The following is a 25,843-nucleotide window of genomic DNA, read 5'->3' on the forward strand; positions in this document are numbered from 1 at the left end:
CGCTGCTCCCCTGGCCTCCGGACTTGGCGGCATTTATCCTGCAATCTGTCGCCGACGCGGCCCGGCCGGGCGGCCCGCGACACACGGCTTTGATGTTTTGATGTTTCCATGTTTTGATGTTTTCATTCGCAGCTCGGATCCCCACGGCCCCCTGCATGAGCAAAGCAAACCCACCCGAGGACTCGGTCTGGATCGGTTTCGATCTGGGCGGCACCAAGATGATGGCGGTCGTCTATGACCACCAACTGCAGCCGCTCGGTCGCCGCCGCCGCAAGACCAAGGGCGCCGAAGGTGCCCAGGCAGGCCTCCAGCGAATCGGCTCGACCATCGAGCAGGCTTTGAAGGAAGCCGACGTCCCGGCCGACCGCGTGGCCGGCATCGGCATCGGCTGTCCCGGGCCGGTGGACCCGACTCGGGGCAGGATCCTGACGGCCGTGAATTTGGGCTGGGACGATGTCCCGGTCGCCGAGCAGCTGGGCAAACGATTTCAATGCCCGGCCTGGGTTTTAAACGACGTCGATGCGGGCGTTTACGGCGAGTATCGTTTCGGAGCCGCCAAGAGTGCCCGCTGTGCCGTGGGCATCTTTCCCGGCACCGGCATCGGGGGCGGGTGCGTGTACGAAGACATGGTGCTGCACGGCAAACACATCACCTGTATGGAGATCGGCCACACGCGAATCTGCAGCAGCTCGCGGACCAGCGGTTTCCCGCTGACCGGGACTCTGGAAGCCGAAGCCAGCCGGATGACGATCGCGGCCGAAGCGGCCAAGTCGGCCTTCCGCGGCGACGCCCCACACCTGCTGAAGTACGCCGGCACCGACCTCCGCGAAATTCGCAGCGGTGCCTTGGCCCACGCCGTAGAAAAAGGCGACAAGGCGATCAAGCAGCTGATCGTCTCGACCTGCGAAACCATCGGCATCGGCGTGGTGAACATCGTCCACCTGCTGGCCCCCGACACCATCGTGCTGGGCGGCGGCCTGGTCGAAGCGATGGAAGAGTTGGTCGTTTCCACCGTCAAAAAGACCGCCAAGCAGAACTGTCTGGAACCCTATCGCGACAGCTTCGACGTCGTCCCCGCCAAACTCGGCGACGACGCTGCGGTCCTGGGCGCAGCCGCCTGGGCCGCCAAAAAAACCACCGAACAGGTAGCAGGATAGTAGCACGGCTGCCAAAGTAGCACGGCTGTCCCAGCCGTGAACCGTGCCGCTCTCGGCTGGGACAGCCGAGCTACTATGCCGCTCTCGGCTGGGACAGCCGAGCTACTATTGGCTACACGCGGTCGATGTAGCGATTGAAGACGGCTTCGAGCATCTCCTGGCGGCCGCTGGTGTTGGGGTCGCTGTTGCCTTTGTCCAGCATGTACTGCTGCAGCTCCTCCAAGCCCACTTTCCCGGCTTCGATCTTGGCCCCGATGCCGCTATCCCAGCTGGCGTAGCGTTCGCTGACGAACTGTTCCAGTTTCTTGTCGGCCCGGACCGCCGCGGCGATCTTCAGCCCCTTGGCAAACGCGTCCATCCCGCCGATGTGGGCGTAGAACAGATCCACCGGTTCGAAACTTTCCCGCCGAACTTTGGCGTCGAAGTTCACACCGCCCGAACCCAAACCACCGTGCTTGAGGATCATCAGCATGGTCTGAGCGGTCAGGTAGTAGTCGGTCGGGAACTGGTCGGTATCCCAGCCCAACAGCAGGTCGCCGGTGTTGGCATCGATGCTGCCCAGGGCTCCCTGGCCGCCGGCATAGTCCAGCTCGTGCATCATCGTGTGCCCGGCCAGCGTGGCGTGGTTGGTTTCGATGTTCAGTTTGAAGTGATCCTCCAAGTCGTAGGCCCGGAGGAAATTCATGCAGGCCGCCGCATCGCTGTCGTACTGGTGCTTGGTCGGCTCTTTGGGCTTGGGTTCGATCAGGAACTGGCCTTCGAAGCCGATCTTTTTGGCGTAGTCGACGGCCATGTGCAGGAACCGGCCCAGGTTGTCCAGTTCGCGTTTCATGTCCGTGTTGTACAGGTTCTGGTAGCCTTCGCGGCCGCCCCAGAACACGTAATTCTCGCCGCCCAGTTCGTTGGTGATCTCCAGGCACTTTTTGACTTCCGACGCGGCGTACGCAAACACGTCGGCGTTGCAGCTGGTCGCCGCCCCGTGCATGTAGCGGGGATGGCTGAACAGATTGCACGTGCCCCACAACAGTTTGACGCCGGAGCGTTGCTGTTCCTCTTTGAGCACTTCGGCCACGGCGTCGAAGTTCTTGTGCGACTCGGCCAGGTCGCTGCCTTCGGGTGAGACGTCGCGATCGTGAAACGCGTAGTACGGCGCCTGCAGCTTTTCAAACAACTCGAACGCCACCCGCACGCGATTGCGAGCGTTGTCCACCGAATCGCTGCCGTCGTCCCAGGGACGCACCGCCGTACCGGGGCCGAAGGGGTCGCTGCCGGTGCCCCGGAAGGTGTGCCAGTACACGATCGAGAACCGCAGATGGTCCTTCATCGTTTTGCCCTCGACGATCTCGTCGGGGTTGTACCACCGAAAGGCCAACGGGTTGTCGCTGTCGGGACCTTCGTACTGGATCGTATCGATATCCGGAAAAGCACTCATGAGGATCGTTCTTCGCGCTAAGGGTTCAGGGGGAAGACAACGGCGGGATGGCGGCGGGGCCACGTATGTGGATAACGTACCAGCGGCGAAACGGTGATTAAAGAGCCGGTTAGGGCTGCGCAGCTGTCTAGGACTCCGCGGGCGGCGGCGGCGGCGTGCGCGACGGGGCGGAACTGGTGAACCGCAGCAGCAACCAATCACCCAGAGCCGGCCAGCAATGCCCGATCGCCACCAAGGGGCGCAGGTGCCAGGGCAGGATCACATCGGCACTGCGGCGGCGGATCATCCGCACCACGGCCTGGGCCACGCGTTCGGGCGGCAAACCTTTGACGCGCGTGCCGCCGCCCGGCTGGGCGGCTTGGGCCGGCAGACCGCTGCCCTGCTGGACCTGTTGCTCGTAGCGCCGACCGGCATCGGCACGGCGGATCGGCCCGGGACTGATCAACCCCACGTGCACGCCCCGCGGCCGCCACTCCAGCCGCATCTGCTGGGTCAATCCCGCCAGGGCGTGCTTGGCCAGCGGGTAACCGCCCAGGAACCTCGCGCCCACCTTCGACGCCAGCGAACCGATGTTGACCACACACCCGCCGGAGCGTTCCAGCAGCGGCAAACACGCTTGCGAGCAGAGCAGGGCAGTGACCACGTTGGCCGTGATCAACTGCGCGACGCGCTCCGGCCCCAGATCCACAACCATGCCGCGGTCGCTGGTGCCTACGACGTTGACCAACACGTCCAGTCGTCCGTAACGCTCGTCGACCTGCTGGCACAGTCGCCCGACCTGCTCGGGATCGCTCACGTCGCAGGGCAGCGAAACCGGCACCACTGCGCCCTCGGCCGACAATGTTTGCACCACGTCATTCAAACGCTGCGGATCGCGAGCGACCAGGATCAACTGGTAACCCTCGCGCAGCAGAGCCCGGCCGATGGCCAGCCCCAGCCCCGCGGTCGCCCCGGTGACCAGGGCTACGGGTGGAGAGAAAGAGGCGTTTGAGTTCACGGCGATTTGAGATTTGTGATTTGAGATTTGCTGACTCCGGCGGACTCTATGCAGGGCTCGGAGCGGTAAAATGCAACGTTTTCTCATACATGGATTTCGCCGGCGTCCGGAGATTTGAGATTTGACATTTGCGATTTGCTGACTTTAGCGGAATCGACCTGCGACCGCGACTCTCGACAGCCGGCAGCCGACAGCCGGCAGCCACCGGGATCACAGAAGCCGAAAAATAACCTACATTCTCTGCAGCCGAACTATTTGGCCCCGAAACAAGAAAAAAGGATTGCCCATGGCCCGCCCGACGCTTCGCGAAGCCTCCACCAAGATCATTGCCACCGTTGGTCCGGCCTGCGATTCGGTGGCCATGCTGACCCAGATGATCGAAGCAGGCGTGGACGTCTTTCGCATCAATACCGCACACGGCGACCGCGAGAGCCATTCGCAGACTCTGGAAAACATCCGCCAAGCCTCCCAGGACACAGGTTTTCCCGCCGCGGTGCTGCTGGACCTGTCCGGCCCCAAGATCCGCCTGGGCCACCTGGTCGAGGACCCGTTGGTCTGTGAACTGGGCATGGAGCTGGTCTTTATTCGCGACGAAACGGCCAGCGAGCCCCATGAACTGCCCAGCAGCTACCCGCGGCTGCTGGACGAACTAGAGGTGGGCGACACGGTAATGTTGGCCGACGGGATCGTCTCGCTGCGCGTCGTTTCCAACGATGGCCACCGCGCCGTCTGCACGGTGACCGCTCCGGGGACGCTGCGCAGCCGCCAGGGCATCAATCTGCCGGGCGTCAAACTGAGTGTCGCGTCGATGCGCCGCGAGGACGTCGACAACGCGATCTGGGGCGCCCAGGAAGGGATCGATTTCATCAGCCTCAGTTTCGTACGCTCCGCTTCGGACGTTCGCAGTCTGAAAGACCTGTTGACCAGTTATGAATCGACCGCCCTGGTGATCGCCAAGATCGAGAAACGCGAAGCGCTGGAGGATCTGGACAAGATTATCGCAGCGGCCGATGGCGTGATGGTCGCTCGCGGAGACCTGGGCGTGGAGATCGATGTGGCCGAGACGCCGGTCGCACAGAAACGCATCATCGATGCCTGCACCAAACAGCTGAAGCCGGTCATCGTGGCCACGCAAATGCTGGATTCGATGCATCACTGTCCCCGGCCGACGCGGGCCGAAGCCAGCGACGTGGCCAATGCCATCCTCGACGGAGCCGATTGCTGCATGCTCAGCGGCGAAACGGCGATCGGCGACTATCCGCTGAAGACCGTCGAGACGATGTCCCGGATCATGCAGCACACCGAACGCGCACTGCTGCCCGCCAACCAGTCGGTCTGGGGAACGCTGAACAATGATCACCCCATCACTTCGGCCGTCGCCCAGAGCGCGATCATGTTGGCCGAAAGCATCGAGGCCCGCGCCCTGGTGATCGCCACCCGCAGCGGCGGGACGGCCTGGGTGGAGAGCAAACTGCGGAGCCTGGTGCCGACGTTGGGCGTCAGCGACAACGAACAGGCCCTGCGGCGGATGAACCTGTTCTGGGGCGTCAAACCGGTACGCGTCTCACAACTGGACGACCCCGCGCAATTGTTCGACGAAATCACCGCCTGGGGTTGCCGAGCACAGATGCTCAGCGGCAGCGAGCGAGTCGTCATGGTCACCGGCGGCGGGGTCATGGACCGGGCCCACAACCTGGTCGTCGTCCACACCGTCGACCCCGACAAGTGCTGCGTCAGCATTTAATCTTGGGCTCTGGCCGTAGCTGAAGTCGCCGGACTCTGGACCTTCTCGCCGCTTCAGTCCAATCTCTGGCGAGATCAGCTACCCTAAAATGAGACCTAGACGCACAGGCTAGAAGCCGATGCCACGGGGCCCACTTTCTGCCTAGACCTCGCCGCGGCCAATCGATTAACCTCGCCGGCACCGACAAGGACGTCGGCGAGGACCGTCGATTGCTGTGAGTTGCTGCTGCAGGGCCCGCGAGGAATGGATTTCACAAGACGTTACCGGGATTTAATCCTGCCGGTTGGCATTATTGCCTGCTTGCTGGTGATCCTCGTGCCGTTACCGCCCTTCCTGATGGACGTCCTGCTCGCGGCCAATATCACGGTCGGCTTGATCGTGTTGCTGACGACGGTGTACGTCGCGACGCCTCTGGAATTCAGTATTTTCCCGTCCCTACTGCTGGCCACCACGCTGGCCCGGTTGGTCTTGAACGTCGCCACCACGCGGTTGATCCTGACCCGCGCCGACACCGGCGAAATGGATGCGGCCGGCGGAGTGATCCAGGGTTTCGGCGAATTCGTCGCCGGCGACCGCATCGAAGTCGGCTTGATCATCTTTGGGATCATCATGCTGATTCAGTTCATCGTGATCACCAAAGGGGCCACGCGAATCAGCGAAGTCGCCGCTCGGTTTGCTTTGGACGGGATGCCGGGCCGCCAAATGGCCATCGATGCGGACATGAACGCGGGGCTGATCGACGAGAAGGAAGCCCAGCGGCGGCGTGAAGAAGTCGGCGCCCAAGCGGATTTTTACGGGGCCATGGACGGTGCCAGCAAGTTCGTTCGCGGAGATGCGATCGCGGGCTTGGTGATCATGGCGATCAACGTCGCCGGAGGGCTGTACATCGGGATTTTCCAGGCCGGCATGACCGCCGGCGAAGCCGGATCGCTGTATACCAAACTGACGATCGGCGACGGCCTGGTCAGCCAGGTTCCGGCACTATTAATTTCGCTGGCCGCCGGCTTGCTGGTTACGCGGAGTGCGCAAAAGACCAACCTTCCCGAGCAGTTCCTCAGCCAATTGTTCGGCAACCCGCGGGCGTTGATGGTTGCCGGAGCGTTTCTGGCCTTGATGATCCTGACCCGCTTGCCGCGTCTGCCCATGGCTTCGCTGGCGGTCGGCTGCATCGGTTTGGCCGTGGTCATGAACCGCCAGACCGCTCGCGAAGAAGACGAGAACCAACGCCGCGAGGATGAAGAACAAGCCGCCGCCAACTCGCCGCCCGAGAAACGCGTCGAGGACTACCTGGCCGTGGATCCGATGGAGCTGTCCATCGGGCTGGGCCTGTTACCGCTGGCCGATCCGGCTCGCGGGGGCGATCTGATGGAACGCATTGGCGGGGTCCGCAACGCGGTGGCCGCCGACATCGGAATCGTGCTGCCGAAGGTGCGCGTCCGCGACGACATGCAACTGGGCGACCTGGAATACGAGATCCGCATCGCCGGCAATCCGGTGGCCCGGGCGGCCGTCTATCCCGACCGCTTCCTGGCCATCGATTCGGGCGCGACGACCGGGGTCATCGACGGCGAACCGACGCGGGATCCGACCTTCGGCGAACCGGCCGTGTGGATCGATCCGGCTCGCCGCGAACAGGCCGCCATCTACGGCTACACCACCGTTCCCCCGGGTTCGGTCCTGGCCACGCACCTGCAGGAAATCTCCCGCCGCCACGCCGACGAGCTGCTCTCGCGCGACGCGACCAAACATCTGTTGGACGAGCTGAAGGAAGCCGCCCCGGCGGTAGTCGACGAACTGATCCCGGGCCAGATGAAGCTGGCCGAGGTGCAACAGGTCCTGCACATGTTGCTCCGCGAGGACGTCCCGATTCGCCAGCTGGGCATCATCCTGGAAACGCTGGGCGATTCGGCCGGCCGGACCAAGGACCCGATCCTGTTGACCGAATTCGTGCGTCACCGCCTGGCCCGAACCATCAGCACCCGCTACCGCGATCAACAGGGCCGGTTGCATGTGGTGGCGCTTGACCCGGCCGTCGAAGACCGCATCGCGGCCGGCGTGGAACACACCGAACGAGGGCTGTTCGTGCGGATGAGTCCGCAGGCGATCGAGACCACCTGCGGGCGCATCGACGCGGCGCTGAAGAAACTGGTCACCGCCGGACACCCTCCGATCGTCCTGGTCAGCCCCCGGATCCGGCCCGCGCTGCGCCAGATTACCAGCTCCGCGCTGCCTCGCCTGCGCGTGCTTTCCTATAACGAAATCACCCAGGACACCACCATCGAATCGGTTGGTATTGTCACCGACGTTTAGCATTGGTTAGGAACACACCCACACCCGACCAGAATCGTTCACCGCCCCCAAGTCCATGCATATCCGAACCTTCCGAGCCGCGAATCTTCAAGCCGCCCTGGCTGAGATCCGTTCCCAGATGGGGGCGCAGGCCACCGTGCTGCATACGCGGCAGGTGCGCGACGGCTGGATGGGTTGGTTGGGTCGAACCCAGGTCGAAGTCACCGCGGGATTGCGTGAACACAGCGACCGGCCACATCACCAGCGAATGCCCCTCGGCGACAACGCGTTGCATCGCGAGACCGAGGTTCTGCGGGAGCGGTTGATGCGGGTGGGTGTCGACGACGCCCTGGCCCGGCGCTGGAGCCAGCGTGCCGAACAGACGCTGCGGGCCGACCACGGCGGACAGACGGTGGCCTTCTCGCAGCCCGCCCTGGAATCCACCTTGCGGCGCGTGGTCGTGGCCGATCTCCGCTGCGGACCGCCGATCCATACCGCGGCGGGCGGGCGTCGCGTCGTGGCCTTGGTCGGTCCCACCGGCGTGGGCAAAACCACCACGATCGCCAAACTGGCCGCCGGCTTCCGCCTGCAACAACAACGTCGCGTCGGTCTGTTGACGATCGACACCTACCGGATCGCCGCGGTCCAGCAGCTGCGCGCCTACGCCGAGATCATGGACCTGCCGATGCAGGTCGTCGAACGTCCCGAGCAGATGCAAGACAGCCTGCGGCAGCTGGGCGACGTCGACCTGGTGCTGATCGACACGGCCGGCCGGAGCCCGAACTTTGGGGCCCGCATCGAACAGCTACGCGTCCTGCTCGCTGCAGCGAACGTCGACGAAACCCACCTGGTCCTCAGCGCCACGTCCAGCGCCGCGGCGACCACGCGAGTGCTCCAGGGCTTCGCTCCGGTCCAGCCCACCGCGACGATCCTGACCAAGTTGGACGAAACCGAACAAACCGCCGACGTGCTGGCCGCCCTGATCGGCAATTCGGCCGCACCGCTCAGCTACCTGACGACCGGACAACAGGTCCCCGACGACATCGAAACCGGTCATCCCGAACGGCTTGTCGGCACCTTGTTGGCCGCCTCTGCAACTCTTCCTGCCGCAGCCTAACGGCTTGCCCAGGCAGGGCTGGCAGAAAAAAAGACACAAAGCTCACGAAAGGATTGATTTTCACCGGGCGAGACAACCGATAACTCAAATGCTTACGGCTTGCAGGTCACGATAATCGCGACCGGCAAGCGGTTTGATTTTGAAGCCGGAAGGTTCACCTTTATGCATCGCAGTTTTGCCGTTGTGCTGGGCGCTTTGGCGTTGGCATTGGTCGCCCTTCGGGGTGGACTGCGAGGCGAAGTGGCAGCCGACGTTCTACGCGAAGGTTTGGCGGCCATGATGATCTTCACAGCGATCGGTGCGGTCGCCGGGAAGATCGCCGAACACCTGCTTCAACACACAGTAGAGACGCAGTTCCGCGATCGGGTTCAGTGGTTCCAGCAGGAACGACAAAAGCTCGAAACGCAGAACCAGACCCCCGACGAATCTTGAAGGCACGGATGCCCTACAGAGACGTCGGTTAAATGGAACCTTTCCGATTCGACACGGATGTTGCATCGGTGGGGTTCCGCAAGCACACGGTGCCGATTAGGCCACGGAGAATATGGATGGCGACGACCACGGCTGATGAAGAAATCAAACAGGTTTGGACCGAGTTCAAGACGACGGAGAAGAACGGTCCCGGCTATGAAGACCTTCGCAACCGGTTGGTGGAACGCTATATGCCGCTGGTTCGCTATAACGGCGAACGCATCTGGCAGCGTCTCCCCGACGGTGTGGAACTGGACGATTTGATCAGCGCCGGAATCTTCGGGCTGATGGACGCCATCGACGCCTTCGACCTGGAGCGCGGTGTCAAGTTCGAAACCTACTGTGTGCCGCGAATCCGCGGAGCCATGCTGGACGAACTGCGAACCATGGACTGGGTCCCGCGGCTGGTCCGCAGCAAGGCCAGCAAGCTGAACGAAGCTCGCAAGCAACTGGAAACCAAACACGGCCGTCCGCCGACCGTCCAGGAATTGGCCGAACATATGGGCATCAGCGTCGCCGAGTGCGAGAAGATGCAGACCGAAGCCAACGCCGTGGGCCTGGTCTCGCTGAACAAAAAGTGGTACGAGACGGACAGCTACAAAGACGTCCGCGAAATCGACATCCTGGAAGACCAGAAGGGTGAAGACCCGACGATCCGCATCCAGAAAAACGACCTGATGCGGTTGGTCACCAAGGGCCTGAACCGCAACGAACGCTTGATCATCATTCTTTACTACTACGAAGAATTGACGATGAAGGAAATCGGGGCCACACTGGATCTGTCGGAAAGCCGCGTCAGCCAGATGCACAGCTCGATCGTCAATCGATTGCAGAGCCAACTGGGCACGCGGCGAATCGAATTCGGGACCTAGTGGTCGGCCCACGCGATAGCGGCCGCATCGACGGGGCCCGCGTCTGTTGCCCGCGGGTGCTCCAGCAATGCTGCTGCTGATCGACGGCTACAATCTTCTGCATCAATCCGATCTGCTCCCGCGCGGTCGCGGCCAACACTGGCTGCGCCGCGCCCGCCAACGTCTGCTGCGGCGATTGGCGACGGCTCTCGACGCGCCGCTGCGCAGCGAAACCTGCATCGTCTTCGATGCCTCGGACCCGCCGCCAGGGCGTCCCGCCCGACTGCTCCACCAAGGCATCGACGTCCGCTTTGCCGTCGACGCCCCCGAAGCCGACGACGTGCTCGAACGGTTGATCGCCCGCCACCCCACGCCGCGACGGCTGTTCGTCGTCTCCTCGGACCATCGCATCCAACGCGCCGCCCGCCGCCGCCGCTGTGGCTTCGACGACGCCGACCGCTGGTACGAACAACTGCTCGATGGCCAGCTTCGCTTGGCGATCTCCTGGCCACCGCCAAACGACAGCGACGCGCCGGCCAAACCCACTGCGGCGGTCGATCCGGAACTGGTCGGCGATACCGCCGGGTGGATGGAAGCGTTTGGATTCCCGGTCCCCGGACAAACCGATGCCCCGGAGCAGACCCCCAAATCCGAACAGGGCAGGACACCCGAGCAGGGCACGGCATCCGAGCAGGGCGCTTCGAGCGCACCGCTCACCAATTCGATCCAGCCGCCGCGAAACAAACCAACGCAGAGGAACAGCAAACGCTCGAAAGCGGCCCCCCGACGAAAGAAGCCATCCGGTTCAAAGCGGACCCCCAAAATCCAACGCCCCAAACGCCCCAAACGCCCGCCGTCCCACGATCCCAACCGCCCGCTGGACGGCTCGGCAAACAATCCGTTTCCCGAAGGCTATGGCGAGGATTTGTTGGAGCCGTGAGTACGAGTCCAGCCTGCGTACGATGGTTGCCCCCGCAGCCTCAACGCTTACGCCAGGGCTGCTTGCAGCCGTTCGCGGACCACGGTCAGGACGCGCTGTTGAACGTCTTTCAGGCTGCCTTCCAAAAAGGCCCCCGCGGCGGCTTTGTGACCGCCGCCGTTGAACTGCTGGGCGATCTCGTTGCAGTCCATCGCACAGCGGCTGCGGAAACTGAGTTTGAATCCGCCGCCTTTCTGTTCGATCATGATCACGGCCGCTTCGGTCCCGCCGATCGCCAGAGTCAGATTGATCGCGTCTTCGGTGTCGCTGGGCAGGGCACCCGTCTTTTCGAAGTCCTGATTGGTCACGTAGGTGTGCACCAGTTTACCGTCCAGCTCGGCTTCGGTGCGCGACAGGATCACGCCGCGCAGCCGCATCCGTCCCAGGGTGTCGCGTTCGTACAGATCGCCGTACACCTCGGCCGGCACGACGCCGACGTCGATCAAACGGGCGATCACGCGAAACGTGTCGCTGGTCACGCTGCCGAAGCGGAACCAACCGGTATCGGTCGCGATTGCGGCGAAGGCGGGAGCGGCGATCGCGCGGGTCAGCGGCACGCCCAGGGCATCGGCCGCTTGGATGACCAGGTGGCCGGTGGCTTCGGCGTGGTAGTCCTTGTACATCGTCGCCCCCAGATCGTCCTCACCCACGTGATGGTCGACGACGATCTTGTCGGCTCGCGTGGTCCGCACCACATCGGCCATGTCGCCCAGCTGCTGCCAGGCACTGGTGTCGAGCACCATCAAGCAATCCGCTCGCACCTCTTCCGGTTCGATCGTGTCGCCCAGGACATCGATGCGGCCGGCCGGGTCCAGGAACTGCAGGGCAGGGGGGGTGCGATGGGCGTTGACGATCCGCACCTCTTTGCCGACCGCTCGCAGCACTTCGGCCATCGCCAACTCGCTGCCCAGGGCATCGCAGTCCGGACGGATGTGGCTGGTCAGCACGAACGAGTCGTAGTGACTGATTTGGTCGACAAACGCTTTCCAGTTGACACTCATGCTTCTGCTTTTCTCGTTTTCGGTTTTAAGGAGCGACTTCGGCTACGATTGCTTGAACCTGTGCGACATCGCGCCGAAGTTGTTCGCGAAGCTGCTGCACCGAGTCGAAGGCAGCAATGTCACGGACCCTCGCCAGGAAGTCAACCGACAGCCATTGGCCGTAGAGGTCACCGGCGAAATCCAACACATGGACTTCGATCTTCTCGGTGTCGCCACCAAAGGTAGGATTGGGACCGATGTGCGTCGCCGCGGCATACACCCGGTCGCCCAGCCGCACCGTGGTGGCATACACACCATGCCCCGGCACCATCGTAGTCGGTTGTTGGACGTTGGCGGTGGGAAACCCGATGTGACGACCGCGTTGGTCGCCACGGCCGACCTGACCGCTCAGGCGATACACCGCGGTCAGTCGCGAGTTGGCCTCGGCGATCTGTCCGGCGGCCAACAAGCGGCGGATCTGCGAACTGCTGATCATCGCCTCGTCACGCGCGATGGGGTCGACCACGGTCAACTCGATGCCCGCCTCGCGGCTGAACTGCTCCAGCACCGTCACATCCCCTTCGCGCTCCCGACCAAAGAAAAAGTTGGGACCTTCGACCAGGGCGCGGGCTCGCAGGTTCTGGACGATCACACGGTTGAAAAACCGTTCGGCCGACAGCTGCAAAAAGTCGCGATCGACCGGGCAGACAACCACGTGCGTGGCCCCCAGCTGCATCAACAACTCCGCCCGCCGCTCGATCGTCGTCAACCGCGGCGGCTGCCGTTCGGGTCGCAGAATCGCCGCCGGATGCGGGTCGAAGGTCACCGCCACGGCCGGACCGCCCAGCCGAGCGGCTGCCTCGCACAAGCGGTCCACCAAACGGGCGTGACCGCGATGCACGCCGTCGAAGTTGCCGATGCTGACGGCGCCGCCCCGGGCCGCATCGCTCAACTGATCAAAACTGCGATACAGGTTGGGGATCACGTCAGGACAGAGCAGGGCAGAGGACGGGACGGAGCGGAGGGCAGGGCGGTCGATTTCATCTGCGTCCAGTATGACCGCCTGCTGCCGAGCGACAAGGCGGTCATGCCTCCACCCCCTCGGCTCGGTGGCTCTGGTGGGCGATCATCCCGGCCACGTAACCGCCCTTGAAACCCGCGTCGATATTCACCACCGCCACGTTCGATGCACAACTGGTCAACATCCCCAGCAGGGCGGTCCACCCCGACAGAGCCGCCCCGTAGCCGACGCTGGTCGGCACCGCCACGACGGGAACGGCCACGTGACCGGCCACCACGCTGGGCAGCGCCCCCTCCATGCCGGCCACCACGACCAGGGCGTGAGCCCGGCGCAGACGGTCGACCACGGCCAACAACCGCTGCGGTCCGGCCACGCCGATGTCGTCCAAGATGTCCACCGCCACGCCCATCCAGGCCAGCGTCTCGGCGGCTTCGCGGGCCACCGGCAGGTCCGTGCTGCCCGCACACACCACGGCCACCCGGGGCAGGGCGGGGCGGGCGGCCTGTTCGGCGGTGCTGGCAGCGGCCCGTTCCCCGGCCCGTTCCCCGGTCCGTTCCCCGGCCCGCTGCGCGGCCTGCTCGCCGGCCTGCGTGAGCGGTTGCCGGCTCAGCCGCAGGGTTCGGGCGCTGCGGGCATAGCGGTGATGGGCGAAGCGGCGGCCGACCTGCTCGGCGACGGCCGGCTCGCAGCGCGTGACCAAGACTTCCCGCTGTTGGTCGATCAGGCGACCCGCGATGTCGATAATCAATTCGGCCGATTTGCCTTCACCGTAAATCACTTCGCCAAAACCGCAGCGGGCCGCGCGGCCCAGGTCCACGGTCGCACCGTCGATAAATGCCACGGCCGACGGATCGAGCCCCTGCTCGCTTGCGCGGGCGGCTGCCGCGGCGGCGTCCAAGCGGCCGGCGGCGACCTGCTGGAAAAGCTCCAGCAGAGCAGGGGAGGGGGCGTTTTGTGGCGGGCCGGAGGCGTTGTCGTCGGGAGGCTGGGGAGCGGTCATGGTGATCTGGGGGCGACGGTTCGGAACGAGGCAGCCGCTTCATATTCTGGTCCGCTTGTCAGTTTGGCCAGTGGGCAACCACAATAGGCCCAACCCTACCGACCCCACGACAACCTGAAGGCCGCGCCCTCAAGCGGCTGGGAGACTGAGAGAACGATGAGTAAAAGCTGCGTCCTGGCATATTCCGGCGGATTGGACACCTCGGTCATTCTGGGCTGGTTGCAAGACCAGGGCTATGACGTGCACGCGGTGTATGTGGACCTGGGCCAGCCCTGCGAGGACCGCGAAGCGACGCTGCAGAAAGCCCGCGACTGCGGCGCGGTCAGCTCGCGGATCGTCGACGTCCGCGAAGAACTGTGCCGCGACTTTGCCTTCCCCGTGCTGGCTTGGCAGGCCAAGTACGAATCGATCTACCTGCTGGGCACCTCGATCGCTCGTCCTTTGATCAGCAAAGTCTGCTTGGACGTCGCTCGCGAAGTCGGCGCAAGCGCCTACGCCCACGGGGCCACCGGCAAAGGCAACGACCAGTGCCGTTTTCAGTTGGCCGCCGAAGCCCTCGATCCCAAAGTGGAAATGATCGCCCCCTGGCGCATCAAAGCCTTCCGCGATGCGTTCCCCGGCCGCACCGAATTGATCGCCTACTGCGAAGAGCGCAACATCCCGGTGAAGGCCTCGACGGCCAAACCCTACAGCAGCGACGAGAACGTCCTGCACATCAGCTACGAAGCCGGTCGGCTGGAAGAGCTGGACGTCAACGGTGTAGAGGCGGTCGACTTCGGCATGGGTGTCAGCCCCCAGGAAGCCCCGGACAAGGTCGAGGAAGTCACGATCGGATTCGAATCCGGCGTCCCGGTCTCGCTGAACGGCAACACGGTCTCGGCCCTGGAGATGGTCGAAGGCCTGAACACGATCGGCGGCCGCAACGGCGTCGGCCGCATCGACATGATCGAGAACCGGTTCGTGGGCATGAAGAGCCGCGGCGTGTACGAGTCGCCCGGGATGACGATCCTGTACGACGCCCTGATGTACATCGAACAACTGACGCTCGATCGCGACCTGCTGCACCTCCGCGATCGCCTGGCGCCGGAAGTTGCCGAACTGGTGTATTACGGTTTCTGGTACACGCCCAAACTGGATGCCTTGATGGCGTTCATCCGCGAAGCCCAACAGCCGGTCACCGGCGAAGTCACGCTGCAGCTGTACAAGGGCAACATCATGGTCTCGCGGCGCAGCAGTCCGAACAGCCTGTACGACGCCGAGATCGCCACGATGGAAGGTGGCGGTTCCTACAACCAGGACGACGCCGAAGGTTTCCTTCGCATCCAGGGGCTGCCCTCGCGAGTGCAGGGCAGCGTCCGCCCGCGAACGTACTAGTCCAAGATATCGTCGGCCAGTGGTTCGCCGCCGGCCGGACTGAGCAGGGCTTGGACCTCGCCCGGGGCGAGGCTGTCGCGCAAAAAATGCGTGCGTTCGGCGACCGTGGCGATCATCGCCCCGCCCGCATAATGCCCGCCGATCTCCACCCCGTCGTTGGCCGAGATGGCGAACTGCATGCCGCGGACGTCCAGGTCCACCGGCTCCATCCAGTTCAATCCACTGACCGTCGGTGGTTTGCCCTCGACCACCAAAATGGTCTTGGTGGGGTCGTCGACGATGTCCTCCGGCCCCAGAGCGGTGGTCGCCGTGGGAAACAACGTGCCCGGACCGGTCACCAGGAAGTAAGCCGTCTCGAACCCAAGGTTCTGCGAGTCGCTGGTGCGATACTCCTTGGGCATGACGTACATCGTGTTCATATTCTCGTCCCAGGGTACGCTCATGTTGTACTGGGCATATAAATCGTCGTATCCCAAATAGGGCAGAATCAAAACGCGCCACGAGTGCATCGGCCGGCCCGACGAATCATTGGTCACCGGCGGCGGATAGGAACCGTAGTCGGCGGCATAGGCGTTCAGGGCCTGAGCGATCGCAGTCAGATTCGAACCATCGCGTTGTTTTTGACGCGTCTCCTGCATGCGGGCCAGCGTCGTGCCGCCAAAGCGAAACAGTACGAACAGGACGCACGCGGCCAGGGCCAAGGTCATCGTGCCGGCGATCGCCAAACGCACCGAACGGTTCTGCACCCAAGACGAGGCCTGCTCCGCGTCGACCGGCCCGAGGTCGGCAAAGTCCGGCACGTCGATCGGCTCGCGACAGATCGCACAGTCGCCCGACAGCCCGCTGTACTCGTCGCCCAACAACGTCTGTGTCTTGCAATGCGGACAGGTAAATAGGTATGACATCACGCTTCCGCTGGAGGAAAAGTCGAAGCTCCATGATAATACCCTCTCGCGCAGCGGGAGGGTCGGGCTCTCAGGCCCGGGGAGGGCCTTCTCCAAAACAGTCTGCCGGCCGACTTGCCGGCGCATTGTAGCGGACTTTTTACGGCCCCGAGAGCCAAACCACCACACCAGGAAAACCAACCGATGCGCTGCGTCCTTCAACGTGTCCGTCATGCCCATGTCGACGTCGACGGAGAGACCGTCGGAAAAATCGACGGGGGATTGTTGGTGTTGGTCGGAGTAGGGCAGGGCGATACGGAAAAAGACTGCCTGGCGGTCGCCGACAAGACGGCCGGCCTGCGGATCTTTGCCGATGCAGACGACAAGATGAACCTGTCCCTCTTGGACACCGGCGGGCAGGCCTTGGTGGTCAGCCAGTTCACGCTGCTCGCCGACTGCCGCAAGGGCCGACGACCGGCTTTCACCGCCGCCGCGCCACCCGACCTCGCGCGGCAGCTGTACCAGCGATTCTGCGAGCGGCTCCGCGAACAGGGCATCGAAGTCCAAACCGGCGTCTTCGCTGCCGACATGCAGGTCCACCTCCAAAACGACGGCCCGGTCACGATCTGCCTCGATAGCGACGCGCTGGCAAAGTAGCTGAAAGCGCCAGAGTTTGGATGGGAGATCTGAGATTTGAGATTTACTGAATCTAACGGATTCTATGTATGGCGTGCGAAGCTCGGTCGCAGCAGCCACGGAGTGGCGACATGTGGTAGCCCCAGGCGCGAGCCTGGGGTGCCCCCCCCACACCCACGTGCCAGTCCCGGAGGGACGACACACCCGCGCGCCATTCCCGGAGGGACGACACGAATTCCGGTGCTAACCTTCATGTCGCCCTTCCAGGGCTTTCGTTCGTGTTGTTTACGTTTCCCCAGGCTCGCGCCTGGGGCTACCACATGTCATCGCGCTGCGATTACGGGGCTGCCCCAAGCCTAGCGGCGGCTCAGCGGGGCACGCAGCTTGTCCAGCCACTGCTCGGCGGGCTGGGCCAGATGCGGCACCTGCGACTCGTGCAGGTGCGGCTCGTGCAGGTGCGGGGCGTGCTTCTGCAAGAAGCCGTGGTCGTTCCAGGCCAGATACGCCAACAGAAACAACTTGGCGTACGTCGACAGATTCGCCCAGGCGTTGTTGCTGGAAAACTTCAGCGCCGTGCCGAATGATCGCTTCAGCCGGGTGCGCCCCAAACGCACCTGAACCGACCAGATCTCATCCATGACCAGGTGCGTCATGAACCCCAGGGCCACCGCCAGACTCTTGTAGACGCGGATCGCTTCGCTGGGACAGGGAATCACCAGGTAGGCCAACAAGCCGGCCGAGGCGGCGGCGGGAAGGCTGTGCCACATCCCGCGATGAACGGTGTACTTTTTAAAAATCCCGACCAACACGAAACGCATGAACAAATAGATCAGCATCGCCGCCAAGGCCATCTCTTCGGCCGTCATCTGCAGGGCGCGAAAACGGTCGATCATCAACATCGGCACCAGAGCCGAGGCGGCGTTGCTGGTCTCGCGCAGCGGCACGCCCGAGTCGCTGTCCAGATCCGGCAGCATGCCGCTGATCGCGCACAGGCCCGCGGCCAACATCCCGCTTTCGATCGGCATGCCCTGGTGAACCGTTCCCCAGTAGCCGTAGGCCACTCCGACCAACGTGCTACCGGTGATGTGCGCTTTGAAACCCGCCACCGGCGACGCTCATGTTGTGCTAGCAATTATACGAATGCGATGCTTCAGGGTTTCTCATAGCGGTTTTTCCCCACCGCTGCCAAGAGCGAACCGGCCCAGCAGCGAACCGGCCCAGCAGCATACCGGCCCGTATTGGGCTTCGGCCGCCGCGGCGGCTTTGCTACTTTCTATGATTGCCCTAAAACCCCGGTCGCGCATGGATGGAGTGAGATTTCGAGGAGTCACATTGTTGGAGACCTACGACATTTTGATGCTGGTCGTGCTGGGCGGCGCGGCGCTGTTCGGCGCGATCAAGGGCTTTGCCTGGCAAGTCGCCTCGATCGGATCGATCGTGGCCAGCTACTTCGTGGCCTATCGCTACCGCGAACCGTTCAGCCAGTCGATCAGTGCGGATCCGCCTTGGGACCGGGTCCTGGCGATGGTGATCCTGTACGTGGGCACGGCACTGTTGATCTGGGTGGCGTTTCGGATGCTCAGCCGCACGATCGACCGCATGAAACTGCGCGAGTTCGACAGGCACATCGGAGCGGTCTTCGGACTGGGCAAAGGCATTTTGTATTGCACGCTGATCACGCTGGCCGCAGCGACGATGCTGGGGCCCGAGAAACGCGACGTCATCGCTCGCTCGCGCAGCGGTTTCTACATCTCGAAACTGCTCGCTCACAGCCGGGGCGTGATGCCGGGCGAAGTCCAGCAGGCGTTGCAGCCGTACATCGATCAACTGGGTCCGCCGCCGGTCGCCGGCGAAGCGCCAGGACCGCCACCGACGGACGCACCATCCGCCGCCGGGCGCTAGTGCAATGCCACTTCCTTTGTAGCGGAACGGCGCGAGCCGTCCGGTTTTGCGGTGCGAACCTTCACACACCGGGCGGCTTGCGCCGCTCCGCAGGACCGCCACCAACGGACGCACCATCAGCCGCCGGGCGCTAGCCCACGGTTCCGCCAGGGGCGCGACGCGGTGAATCGCCCGAGCAAGGAACCGTACGCTAGCGCGTTGCGGCTGATGCATGCCCCGGCCCCGCCCAGCGGCCGGTTTTCCTAGGAAAAATCGACCTCCAGTACAACATAAGAGGCATTATCGGACGTTGCTCCTGGGGCAAAACGGAGGCAAATCCCCGGGAAACCGGCCCGGCACCGGGTTCTAAAGCTGGCCGATTCGGGCATCATAGGCGGTGGCCGATCCGAACCGCTTCGCTCCCTGCACCTCGCCGGCGACTTCTTCATGACACGATTGCAGTGGCCTCGCTTGCTGTCCGATTACCGTTGCCCTCGCCCGGGCAACGAGCCGCGTCCTTCGCGCGACGATCCCTTCCGCTCGGCCTTCGAAGCCGACTACGACCGGATCGTGTACTCGGCCGCCTTCCGCCGCCTGGCCCGCAAGACCCAGGTCTATCCCACGGCTTCGCACGAACACATTCACAACCGCCTGACGCATTCGATCGAAGTGGCCAGCGTGGGCCGGTCGTTCGGCAAACGGATGGCCGACCTGCTGTGCCGCCGCGGTGAATTGCCCGAGAACCGCACGCCCGAAGATGTGTGCCAGATCCTGCAGGCCGCCTGCTTGGCCCACGACATCGGCAATCCGCCCTTCGGCCACGGCGGCGAGTACGCGATCCGCCAGTGGGTCCGCGACCATGCCGAACAGGTCTTCGGCACCCACGGCGAGACGTTCGAGGACGGGTTGCGACGCGACTGGTTGATCTTCGAAGGCAACGCCCAGGGATTCCGCCTAGCCGCCCGTGCCGACAACCCGCAAGCCGGCTACATGCGGCTGACCTATGCGACGCTGGGCGCGATGGTCAAATACCCCTGGGATTCCTGCGATACGCGCGCGCTGAAACAACAAAAGTTCAACGTCTTTTCCAGCGAACGCAAACTATTTGAGCAGACCTGGTCGCACATGGACCTGGGTACCGGAGCGCGCGCGTGCCGGCACCCGCTGTCCTTTCTTTCCGAAGCCGCCGACGACATCTGTTACCGCATCCTGGACCTGGAGGACGCCGTCGATATGAACGTCCTGGACGAAACCCAGGTCCGCCCGGTTCTGCTGCAGATCCTGGGCAGCGACGCGTCGCACCTGCCGCTGTCGGTACTGCGTGGGCAGGCGATCCAGACGCTGGTCAACGCGACCTGGGAGATTTTCGAAGACCAGTACGAAGCGATCATGCACGGCCAGCGGACCGACGACCTGAAGACCAGCCTCGCCGACTCGCTGGCCGACGCCCTGGAACAGGTGGCCGTTCACTACACGACGATTTTTGCCCACCGCCTGAAAGTCTCGACCGAGATCGGCGCCTACCAGGCGCTCGGCCGGATCGTCGGAACGCTCAGCGGAGCGACGCGGCAATTAAGCGAGCGGGGCGGTTACGACCATACCGATTTCCTGGCCAAACGCTGCATGATGCTGGCCTGGGGGGAACGCTATGTTCGCCAGCACCAGCACCGCCCTTATGCCTGGTGGTTGCACCAGGTGATGGATTATTTTGCTGGCTTAACCGACAACCATGCCATGCAATTATCCCAGCAGATCGCCGGAACCTAATCCTTAAAACGGCACGTCGTCCTCATCGAAGGCCGCTTCGGAAAGGCTATCGTTTACGCCCTGCCCTGCTCCGCTGCCGCCGTCAAGTTTCTGAAAGGACATTCCTTCCACATTGACAAAGTAGCGTACTTCGCTGTTGGCATCCCGCTGCCATTTCCGGCCGCTCAAACGATACGTCACTTCGACCTGATCACCAACACTTAGATCGTCGACCATATCGCAGCTGTCACGAATAAATTCCACGGGAACATAATTCGTGAAACTACCCAACTCCTGTTCCAGCACGACCAAGCGTTTGCGGAAACCTTTTTGACCATAGGTCTTGGTTTCTTCGATCAAATGGACCACGCCGGTGACTTTGGCATCATTACTCATTTTACTATCCTTCAAAACAATTTATTTAATCTTATCAGGTGGTTGCGGCTGGAAGCCTATGCCACATTTCACAGGCTGGAAGCCTATGCCACATCTTACAGGCTGGAAGCCTATGCCACATTTCACAGGCTGGAAGCCTATGCCACATTTCACAGGCTGGAAGCCTATGCCACATGCGTCATACCTCACTGCCCTGCTCGGCTACGGCCTGTTCTAAAAACACACCCATGCGGCGGAACTTGTCATAACGATTTTCCAGCAGTTCGTCGATCGGCGTCGCTTCGAGCTCACCGAGGGTACGAGACAAATACGTCTTTAAACGGCTGGCCATTTGATGATGGTCGCGGTGGGCGCCGCCCAGCGGTTCTTCGATCACGTCGTCGACGACCCCCAGTCCTTGCAGGTCCTTGGAGGTAAACCGCAGGGACTCCGCGGCGTTGGGCGCGTACTGGTGGCTCTTCCACAGAATGCCGGCGCAGCCTTCGGGGCTGATCACCGAGTAGTAGGCATTTTTCAGTACGGCCACGCGGTCGCCGACGCCGATCCCCAGGGCTCCGCCGGACCCGCCTTCGCCGATCACCACACAGATCACCGGCACCCTCAAGCGGCTCATCTTGAACATGCTTTCGGCGATGACCTGAGCCTGGCCACGTTCTTCGGCCCCGACGCCCGGATAGGCGCCCGGCGTATCGATAAAGCAGACCAGCGGCAGGTGGTACTTTTCCGCCAGGCTCATCTTCCGCATCGCTTTGCGATAGCCCTCGGGATGGGCGCAGCCAAAGTGACACGCGGCCCGCTCTTTATAGGTCCGGCCCTTCTGGTGGCCGATCACCATCACCTTAAAGCGATCCAGTTTGGCGAACCCGGTCAGCATGGCGCGGTCGTCGCCGAAGTGGCGGTCGCCGTGCAGTTCGACGAAATCATCGAAGGCCAGTTTCAGGTAGTCGCGAGTGTAGGGCCGGCTTTGATGGCGAGCGACTTGGACCGTTTGCCAAGGCGTCAAATTGGCGTACACCTCGCGCAGGGTTTCGTTCAGCTGTTGCCGCAGCGTGCGGATTTCGGCTTCCTGTTCGGCCGTGCGATCGGCCAGGCGTTCCCGTTCGGCCAACTGGTTTTCCAGCTGGACGATCTCGCGTTCGAATTCCAACCCGGGACCTGCATCCATGGTGGTGCTCTCAATACAGATACAAAAACAAAAACAAAAATTTTGAAACGAAAGGATTAGCTGCGGAACAGATCGTCGGGATTCTTGAAGCTGGGTAGATCGTCGAAGACGCTGATCTCCGGCGCGCGAGGCGTGCGTTTGAAGATGTTCATCGCCCGGACCTCTTTCAGGAATTCCCACATCGAATCGGGCCGGTTCTCCGGGGACTTGGCCATCATCTTGCGAATCAGGTTGGCAAAATCGGCGCTGACGTTGTCGTTGTGCACGATGGGCGTGGGGATGTTGGCCTTGAGATGCTTGTTCAGCAGCTCGTTGGGGGTGCTGCCGGTATAGGGCGGCTTGGCCGTGACCAGTTCGAACAGCACGCAGCCGAAACTGTAGATGTCCGAACGCTCGTCGACGTTTTTGCCGCGGATCTGTTCGGGCGACATGTAGCTGCGGGTGCCTTCGATCGCGGATTTGCCAAAGAATTTGCTCAGTCCGGTGCGTTTCTTTTCGGCGATCTGAAAGTCGATCAGTTTGGTTTCGCCTTCGCGGCTGACCAAAAAGTTATCGGGCTTGATATCGCGATGGATCCAGCCCTTGGTGTGCGTGAAGTACAGGCCTTCGGCCGCCTGTTCGACGATTTTATCGAGCATGAAGGCCAGCGATTCGGGCCCCCTCCGCAGAGCCTGCTTCATGTTCAATTCGCTGAACAGTTCCATGACCAACAGCGGCGTGTCGTTTTCGATCCGAAAATCGTAGATCTTGATGACCCGGTTGCTGGTCGCCAGGGTGGAGGCCACGGCGTATTCGTGTTTCAGCGAGGCCAGCTCGCCTTTGTCGTGCCGATTCTTGGGCCGCAGGATCTTGAGGGCGTAATGCTCGTCGGTTTCGGCTTCGATCGCCTCCCAGACCTCACAGGAGCGACCGGCCCGGATCAACCGGGTCAGGCGGTAAGGTCCCAAAAAATCGCGAATTTTCGTCATCAGTCGTCACTGGGTTGAGCGGCATAATCGGCAGTCCCCATCTTAGCACCGCTGGGACGGGCGAAAAGCGGCGGCAGTTCAGCCGCCCTGCCCTGCTTCGCCCAAACGCGCCCCGCCCGCCAGCGGCCCGCCCGCGAGAGGCTCGTTGAGCAGTTGTGTGTAGAGTTCCCGCAGCCGGCGAGTCATCGTCTGATGCCGAAAGCGATCGGTGAACCGCTCCCGGCCCTGCTGGCCCAGCCGCCGCCTGAGCGGTTGGTCGGCAGCCAACTGAGTAAGCCTTCGGGCCAAGCCCTCGCGGTCCCCCGGCGGCACCAAAAACCCGCTCTCGTCGTCGATGACCACCTCGCGGGCTCCGTCGATGTCGTAGCTGACGACCGGCTTGCCGGCGATCAGACCCTGAGGCAGGGCCCGAGCCAAACCTTCGCGAAACGAAGCGTGGACCAGGACATCCATCGCGCCGAGCAGCTCCGGGATCCGCTCCGGATCGACCAGCCCGGTAAACACAAAGCGATCGCTCAGTCCCGCCCGGGCGATCTGTCGCTCGAGCGATTCGCGGAGGATGCCATCGCCGACCAACAGAAAGCGGGCCCCGGGCACCGCCGCGACCACTTCGCTCGCGGCCGCGATCAAGTCGGCGTGTCCTTTCAGGTGGTACAGCCTGGCGATCTTGCCGATGACCACGTCGCCGGGAGCGAAGCCCAGTTGTTGCCGCATCGCCACGCGGTGGTGGTCGGCGGCGAGAAACGGTTCGACGTCCATACCACTGTAGACGGTCGTAAACTTGTCACGCGGGGCAACGCCGCCTTGGACCATCAGGTCGGTCATCGCATCGGCGACCGAAACCAGGCGGTGGCACTGAGCGGCCGCGCGGCGCTCGCAGTGCCGGTAGAACCAGCGCACCGCCGGATGCTGGTAAGCGTGAAACGGTGCCCCGTGAACGGTGTGAACGATCGCCGGCACGCCCAGCGACCAGGCGGCCTGCCGGCCCAGAATGCCGCCTTTGGCGCTGTGGGTGTGAACCACATCGGGCCGGAACTGCCGCAGCGTGCGGCGGATCGCTCGCAGCGCGGCCGCGTCTCGACCCGGATGGATGGCCCGCCGCAGACTGGCCAGTTCCGTAACCGGCAACTCCCCTGCCCTGCCCTGCTCCAGCAGCCCGCCTTCGGGCCCCAGCGACGGTCCGGTGACCAGCAAGACCTCGTCGCCATAGTCCCGCATCAGGCCGTGGCAGGACAGCAGCGTGTTCTCCTGCGCGCCGCCGACAATCATTCGTGTGATAACGTGTGCAATGCGCATACAGAGGCGGCGTTCGTTTTGTGGCATAGGCTTCCAGCCTGTGAAAGCGTGGCATAGGCTTCCAGCCTGTGAAAGCGTGGCATAGGCTTCCAGCCTGTGAAATTAGCACGATCGCCCCGAGCCGTGCACCGCGGGCCCACGGTTCCTCAGCCGCCGGACGCTAGCCCACGGTTCCGCGGCGCGGTGAATCGGCCAAGTACCAAACCGGACGCTAGCGCGTTGCGGCTGATAACTCCGCCCATCAGCCGCCGGGCGCGAGCCCACGGTTGCTACACCACCCCCTCTCGGCCCAGCGGCTCGATCTCGTAATCGACGCGGGCCAGAAACAGGCCTTGGGGCGGGGCCGTGGGTCCAGCGGCATCCCGGTCGCGAACCTCCAACAGGTCCTGGATCCATTCGGGCGACTGCTTGCCGCGTCCCACCTCCAGCAGCGTCCCCACGATGTTGCGGACCATGTTGTACAGAAACCCGTTGGCTTCGATCTCGATATCTACCGGGCGACCGCCCTGCCCTGCCGGTCTCTGTCCCCCCTCGCATTGCCGCTCGAAGATATCCAGGGCGCGCACATCGCGGACGGTTGTCTTGCGATCGGCACCGGTGGCCTGGAAACTTGCGAAGTCGTGCACGCCGATCAGATACTTGGCTGCCTCGCGCATCGCCGCCACGTCGACGGCGTAGGGGATGTGCCAGCGGTAGCGGTACTCGAAGGCATCGCGGATGCCGCCCAGCTGCAACTGGTAGCGGTAGCGTTTGCCGACCGCGTCCCGGATGGCGTGGAAATTCACCGGCATCTCCACCGCGTCGATCACCGAGATATCGGCGGGCAGTTTGGTGTTCATCGCCCGCATCAGACTACTCGGCGAAGCTCGCCACTGGTCGGTCGTCAGGCTGGCGGCTTGGGCCAGGGCATGCACGCCGGAATCGGTACGACCGCTGCCCGTGACGGCGATCCGCACGCCGGTCAGCTTGGCCAGCGCCCGTTCCAGCATCCCCTGGATGGTCAACTGCCGCGGCTGGATCTGCCACCCGGCGTACTCAGTGCCATCGTAGGCAACGACCAGTTTAAACGTTCGCAGCACGGGGTTTCTCGATCAATAGGAAAGCCTTTCGCATCCGGATTTCGGACCAAGCCTAGCCGGGCGGCCCCACGAGACCAACCTACCGCGAGCGAAAAAAAATCCCGCGGCCGTGCGGTTATGAGGGCGGGTTGTCCATTTACATCACAGCATCCCAAAGCGGGGGGGCACCGCGAGCGATTGAACTGCTGTTGACCCTGTTTGAGGTTTCACCGGACAATCCGGGTGTGGCTTTTGAGCATCACCGGGGCGGCTTTTGAGAACCGGTCAGTCGCGAACGTGCGGTCCGGCTCTGGCGACGACACAGGACGGCCCCCGGACCCCCCGAGACACTGATTCTTTTCTCCGATGCATGTCCTAGACTTCGGTGGCGAATCGCCTCT

At 63.2% G+C, this 25,843-nt stretch carries 23 protein-coding genes; 11 read left to right on the plus strand and 12 right to left on the minus strand.

From position 1 onward, the window contains the following. Positions 1–155 precede the first annotated feature (155 nt). Positions 156–1,157 carry an ROK family protein gene (locus GE027_RS07500; protein WP_153556573.1) on the plus strand — a complete coding sequence of 334 codons (1,002 nt, stop codon included), beginning with the start codon at positions 156–158 and terminating at the stop codon, positions 1,155–1,157. 112 nt (positions 1,158–1,269) lie between these two features. On the opposite strand, the gene xylA is transcribed toward GE027_RS07500, so the two are convergent. Then, a complete protein-coding gene (gene xylA, locus GE027_RS07505) occupies positions 1,270–2,589 on the minus strand; it encodes a xylose isomerase (protein WP_153556574.1) in 1,320 nt (439 codons plus the stop codon). A 127-nt stretch (positions 2,590–2,716) separates the two neighbouring features. Further along, entirely contained in the window at positions 2,717–3,586 is an 870-nt protein-coding gene (locus tag GE027_RS07510) for an SDR family NAD(P)-dependent oxidoreductase (RefSeq protein ID WP_162006615.1), read from the minus strand. Between the two features lie 286 nt (positions 3,587–3,872). Here GE027_RS07510 and pyk point away from each other — a divergent pair, with 286 nt between their 5' ends. The 6 genes from pyk to GE027_RS07540 all read left to right on the plus strand — a co-directional run bounded on the left by pyk (position 3,873) and on the right by GE027_RS07540 (position 10,998). Continuing rightward, complete coding sequence (gene pyk / locus GE027_RS07515) at positions 3,873–5,330, plus strand: pyruvate kinase (RefSeq protein ID WP_153556576.1); 1,458 nt, start codon at positions 3,873–3,875, stop codon at positions 5,328–5,330. Positions 5,331–5,573: 243 nt separating this feature from the next. Further along, positions 5,574–7,640 carry a flagellar biosynthesis protein FlhA gene (flhA, locus tag GE027_RS07520; protein ID WP_153556577.1) on the plus strand — a complete coding sequence of 689 codons (2,067 nt, stop codon included), beginning with the start codon at positions 5,574–5,576 and terminating at the stop codon, positions 7,638–7,640. 55 nt (positions 7,641–7,695) lie between these two features. Next, positions 7,696–8,736: a flagellar biosynthesis protein FlhF gene (locus GE027_RS07525; protein ID WP_153556578.1), complete on the plus strand. Its 1,041-nt coding sequence runs from the start codon at positions 7,696–7,698 to the stop codon at positions 8,734–8,736. A 162-nt stretch (positions 8,737–8,898) separates the two neighbouring features. Continuing rightward, on the plus strand, positions 8,899–9,168 hold the full coding sequence (locus GE027_RS07530; protein ID WP_237607376.1) for a hypothetical protein: 270 nt from the start codon (positions 8,899–8,901) through the stop codon (positions 9,166–9,168). A 116-nt stretch (positions 9,169–9,284) separates the two neighbouring features. After that, positions 9,285–10,079, plus strand: a complete 795-nt coding sequence (locus tag GE027_RS07535; protein ID WP_153556579.1) for a FliA/WhiG family RNA polymerase sigma factor — start codon at positions 9,285–9,287, stop codon at positions 10,077–10,079. A gap of 67 nt (positions 10,080–10,146) precedes the next feature. Beyond that, entirely contained in the window at positions 10,147–10,998 is an 852-nt protein-coding gene (locus tag GE027_RS07540; RefSeq protein WP_153556580.1) for an NYN domain-containing protein, read from the plus strand. Between the two features lie 47 nt (positions 10,999–11,045). Here the strand turns inward: GE027_RS07540 and GE027_RS07545 are convergent, their stop codons facing one another. The 3 genes from GE027_RS07545 to larB form a co-directional block, all read right to left on the minus strand. Then, positions 11,046–12,038, minus strand: coding sequence for a DHH family phosphoesterase (locus tag GE027_RS07545; RefSeq protein WP_153556581.1), 993 nt, complete (start codon positions 12,036–12,038; stop codon positions 11,046–11,048). Positions 12,039–12,063: 25 nt separating this feature from the next. After that, positions 12,064–13,002, minus strand: coding sequence for a bifunctional riboflavin kinase/FAD synthetase (locus GE027_RS07550; RefSeq protein WP_153556582.1), 939 nt, complete (start codon positions 13,000–13,002; stop codon positions 12,064–12,066). A gap of 100 nt (positions 13,003–13,102) precedes the next feature. Beyond that, positions 13,103–14,038 (minus strand): nickel pincer cofactor biosynthesis protein LarB, encoded by a 936-nt coding sequence (gene larB, locus GE027_RS07555; RefSeq protein WP_202617351.1) that lies wholly within the window; start codon positions 14,036–14,038, stop codon positions 13,103–13,105. A 156-nt stretch (positions 14,039–14,194) separates the two neighbouring features. Between larB and GE027_RS07560 the strand changes: the two genes are divergently transcribed. Continuing rightward, positions 14,195–15,412, plus strand: a complete 1,218-nt coding sequence (locus GE027_RS07560) for an argininosuccinate synthase (protein ID WP_153556583.1) — start codon at positions 14,195–14,197, stop codon at positions 15,410–15,412. Here the strand turns inward: GE027_RS07560 and GE027_RS07565 are convergent. After that, a complete protein-coding gene (locus GE027_RS07565; RefSeq protein WP_162006616.1) occupies positions 15,409–16,317 on the minus strand; it encodes a DUF1559 family PulG-like putative transporter in 909 nt (302 codons plus the stop codon). The two genes, GE027_RS07560 and GE027_RS07565, sit on opposite strands and share 4 nt — an antisense overlap. Before the next feature lie 183 nt (positions 16,318–16,500). Between GE027_RS07565 and dtd the strand changes: the two genes are divergently transcribed. Next, positions 16,501–16,953 (plus strand): D-aminoacyl-tRNA deacylase, encoded by a 453-nt coding sequence (gene dtd / locus GE027_RS07570; protein ID WP_153556585.1) that lies wholly within the window; start codon positions 16,501–16,503, stop codon positions 16,951–16,953. Positions 16,954–17,288: 335 nt separating this feature from the next. Here the strand turns inward: dtd and GE027_RS07575 are convergent, their stop codons facing one another. Then, positions 17,289–18,038, minus strand: coding sequence for a metal-dependent hydrolase (locus tag GE027_RS07575; RefSeq protein WP_153556586.1), 750 nt, complete (start codon positions 18,036–18,038; stop codon positions 17,289–17,291). A gap of 229 nt (positions 18,039–18,267) precedes the next feature. Here GE027_RS07575 and GE027_RS07580 point away from each other — a divergent pair, with 229 nt between their 5' ends. Together GE027_RS07580 and dgt are read left to right on the plus strand one after the other, a co-directional pair. Next, positions 18,268–18,834 (plus strand): CvpA family protein, encoded by a 567-nt coding sequence (locus GE027_RS07580; RefSeq protein ID WP_153556587.1) that lies wholly within the window; start codon positions 18,268–18,270, stop codon positions 18,832–18,834. Between the two features lie 426 nt (positions 18,835–19,260). Continuing rightward, positions 19,261–20,580 carry a dGTP triphosphohydrolase gene (gene dgt, locus GE027_RS07585; protein ID WP_153556588.1) on the plus strand — a complete coding sequence of 440 codons (1,320 nt, stop codon included), beginning with the start codon at positions 19,261–19,263 and terminating at the stop codon, positions 20,578–20,580. A gap of 3 nt (positions 20,581–20,583) precedes the next feature. Here the strand turns inward: dgt and GE027_RS07590 are convergent, their stop codons facing one another. The 5 genes from GE027_RS07590 to truA all read right to left on the minus strand — a co-directional run bounded on the left by GE027_RS07590 (position 20,584) and on the right by truA (position 25,463). Further along, positions 20,584–20,955, minus strand: coding sequence for a DUF3127 domain-containing protein (locus GE027_RS07590; protein ID WP_153556589.1), 372 nt, complete (start codon positions 20,953–20,955; stop codon positions 20,584–20,586). Between the two features lie 178 nt (positions 20,956–21,133). After that, positions 21,134–22,120: an acetyl-CoA carboxylase carboxyltransferase subunit alpha gene (locus GE027_RS07595; protein ID WP_153556590.1), complete on the minus strand. Its 987-nt coding sequence runs from the start codon at positions 22,118–22,120 to the stop codon at positions 21,134–21,136. Positions 22,121–22,176: 56 nt separating this feature from the next. Further along, a complete protein-coding gene (locus tag GE027_RS07600; protein WP_153556591.1) occupies positions 22,177–23,088 on the minus strand; it encodes a serine/threonine protein kinase in 912 nt (303 codons plus the stop codon). Positions 23,089–23,166: 78 nt separating this feature from the next. After that, a complete protein-coding gene (locus tag GE027_RS07605; RefSeq protein WP_153556592.1) occupies positions 23,167–24,384 on the minus strand; it encodes a glycosyltransferase family 4 protein in 1,218 nt (405 codons plus the stop codon). A gap of 269 nt (positions 24,385–24,653) precedes the next feature. Next, positions 24,654–25,463, minus strand: coding sequence for a tRNA pseudouridine(38-40) synthase TruA (truA, locus tag GE027_RS07610; RefSeq protein ID WP_153556593.1), 810 nt, complete (start codon positions 25,461–25,463; stop codon positions 24,654–24,656). Positions 25,464–25,843: the final 380 nt, after the last annotated feature.

The sequence above is a fragment of the Roseimaritima sediminicola genome (assembly GCF_009618275.1).
Taxonomy (GTDB): domain Bacteria; phylum Planctomycetota; class Planctomycetia; order Pirellulales; family Pirellulaceae; genus Roseimaritima; species Roseimaritima sediminicola.

Coding starts and splice junctions, on each gene's coding strand:
- GE027_RS07500 (WP_153556573.1), top strand. CDS start 156: ATGAGCAAAGCAAACCCACCCGAGGACTCGGTCTGGATCGGTTTCGAT.
- xylA (WP_153556574.1), bottom strand. CDS start 2,589: ATGAGTGCTTTTCCGGATATCGATACGATCCAGTACGAAGGTCCCGAC.
- pyk (WP_153556576.1), top strand. CDS start 3,873: ATGGCCCGCCCGACGCTTCGCGAAGCCTCCACCAAGATCATTGCCACC.
- flhA (WP_153556577.1), top strand. CDS start 5,574: ATGGATTTCACAAGACGTTACCGGGATTTAATCCTGCCGGTTGGCATT.
- GE027_RS07525 (WP_153556578.1), top strand. CDS start 7,696: ATGCATATCCGAACCTTCCGAGCCGCGAATCTTCAAGCCGCCCTGGCT.
- GE027_RS07530 (WP_237607376.1), top strand. CDS start 8,899: ATGCATCGCAGTTTTGCCGTTGTGCTGGGCGCTTTGGCGTTGGCATTG.
- GE027_RS07535 (WP_153556579.1), top strand. CDS start 9,285: ATGGCGACGACCACGGCTGATGAAGAAATCAAACAGGTTTGGACCGAG.
- GE027_RS07540 (WP_153556580.1), top strand. CDS start 10,147: ATGCTGCTGCTGATCGACGGCTACAATCTTCTGCATCAATCCGATCTG.
- GE027_RS07545 (WP_153556581.1), bottom strand. CDS start 12,038: ATGAGTGTCAACTGGAAAGCGTTTGTCGACCAAATCAGTCACTACGAC.
- larB (WP_202617351.1), bottom strand. CDS start 14,038: ATGACCGCTCCCCAGCCTCCCGACGACAACGCCTCCGGCCCGCCACAA.
- GE027_RS07560 (WP_153556583.1), top strand. CDS start 14,195: ATGAGTAAAAGCTGCGTCCTGGCATATTCCGGCGGATTGGACACCTCG.
- GE027_RS07565 (WP_162006616.1), bottom strand. CDS start 16,317: ATGTCATACCTATTTACCTGTCCGCATTGCAAGACACAGACGTTGTTG.
- dtd (WP_153556585.1), top strand. CDS start 16,501: ATGCGCTGCGTCCTTCAACGTGTCCGTCATGCCCATGTCGACGTCGAC.
- dgt (WP_153556588.1), top strand. CDS start 19,261: ATGACACGATTGCAGTGGCCTCGCTTGCTGTCCGATTACCGTTGCCCT.
- GE027_RS07590 (WP_153556589.1), bottom strand. CDS start 20,955: ATGAGTAATGATGCCAAAGTCACCGGCGTGGTCCATTTGATCGAAGAA.
- GE027_RS07595 (WP_153556590.1), bottom strand. CDS start 22,120: ATGGATGCAGGTCCCGGGTTGGAATTCGAACGCGAGATCGTCCAGCTG.
- GE027_RS07600 (WP_153556591.1), bottom strand. CDS start 23,088: ATGACGAAAATTCGCGATTTTTTGGGACCTTACCGCCTGACCCGGTTG.
- GE027_RS07605 (WP_153556592.1), bottom strand. CDS start 24,384: ATGCGCATTGCACACGTTATCACACGAATGATTGTCGGCGGCGCGCAG.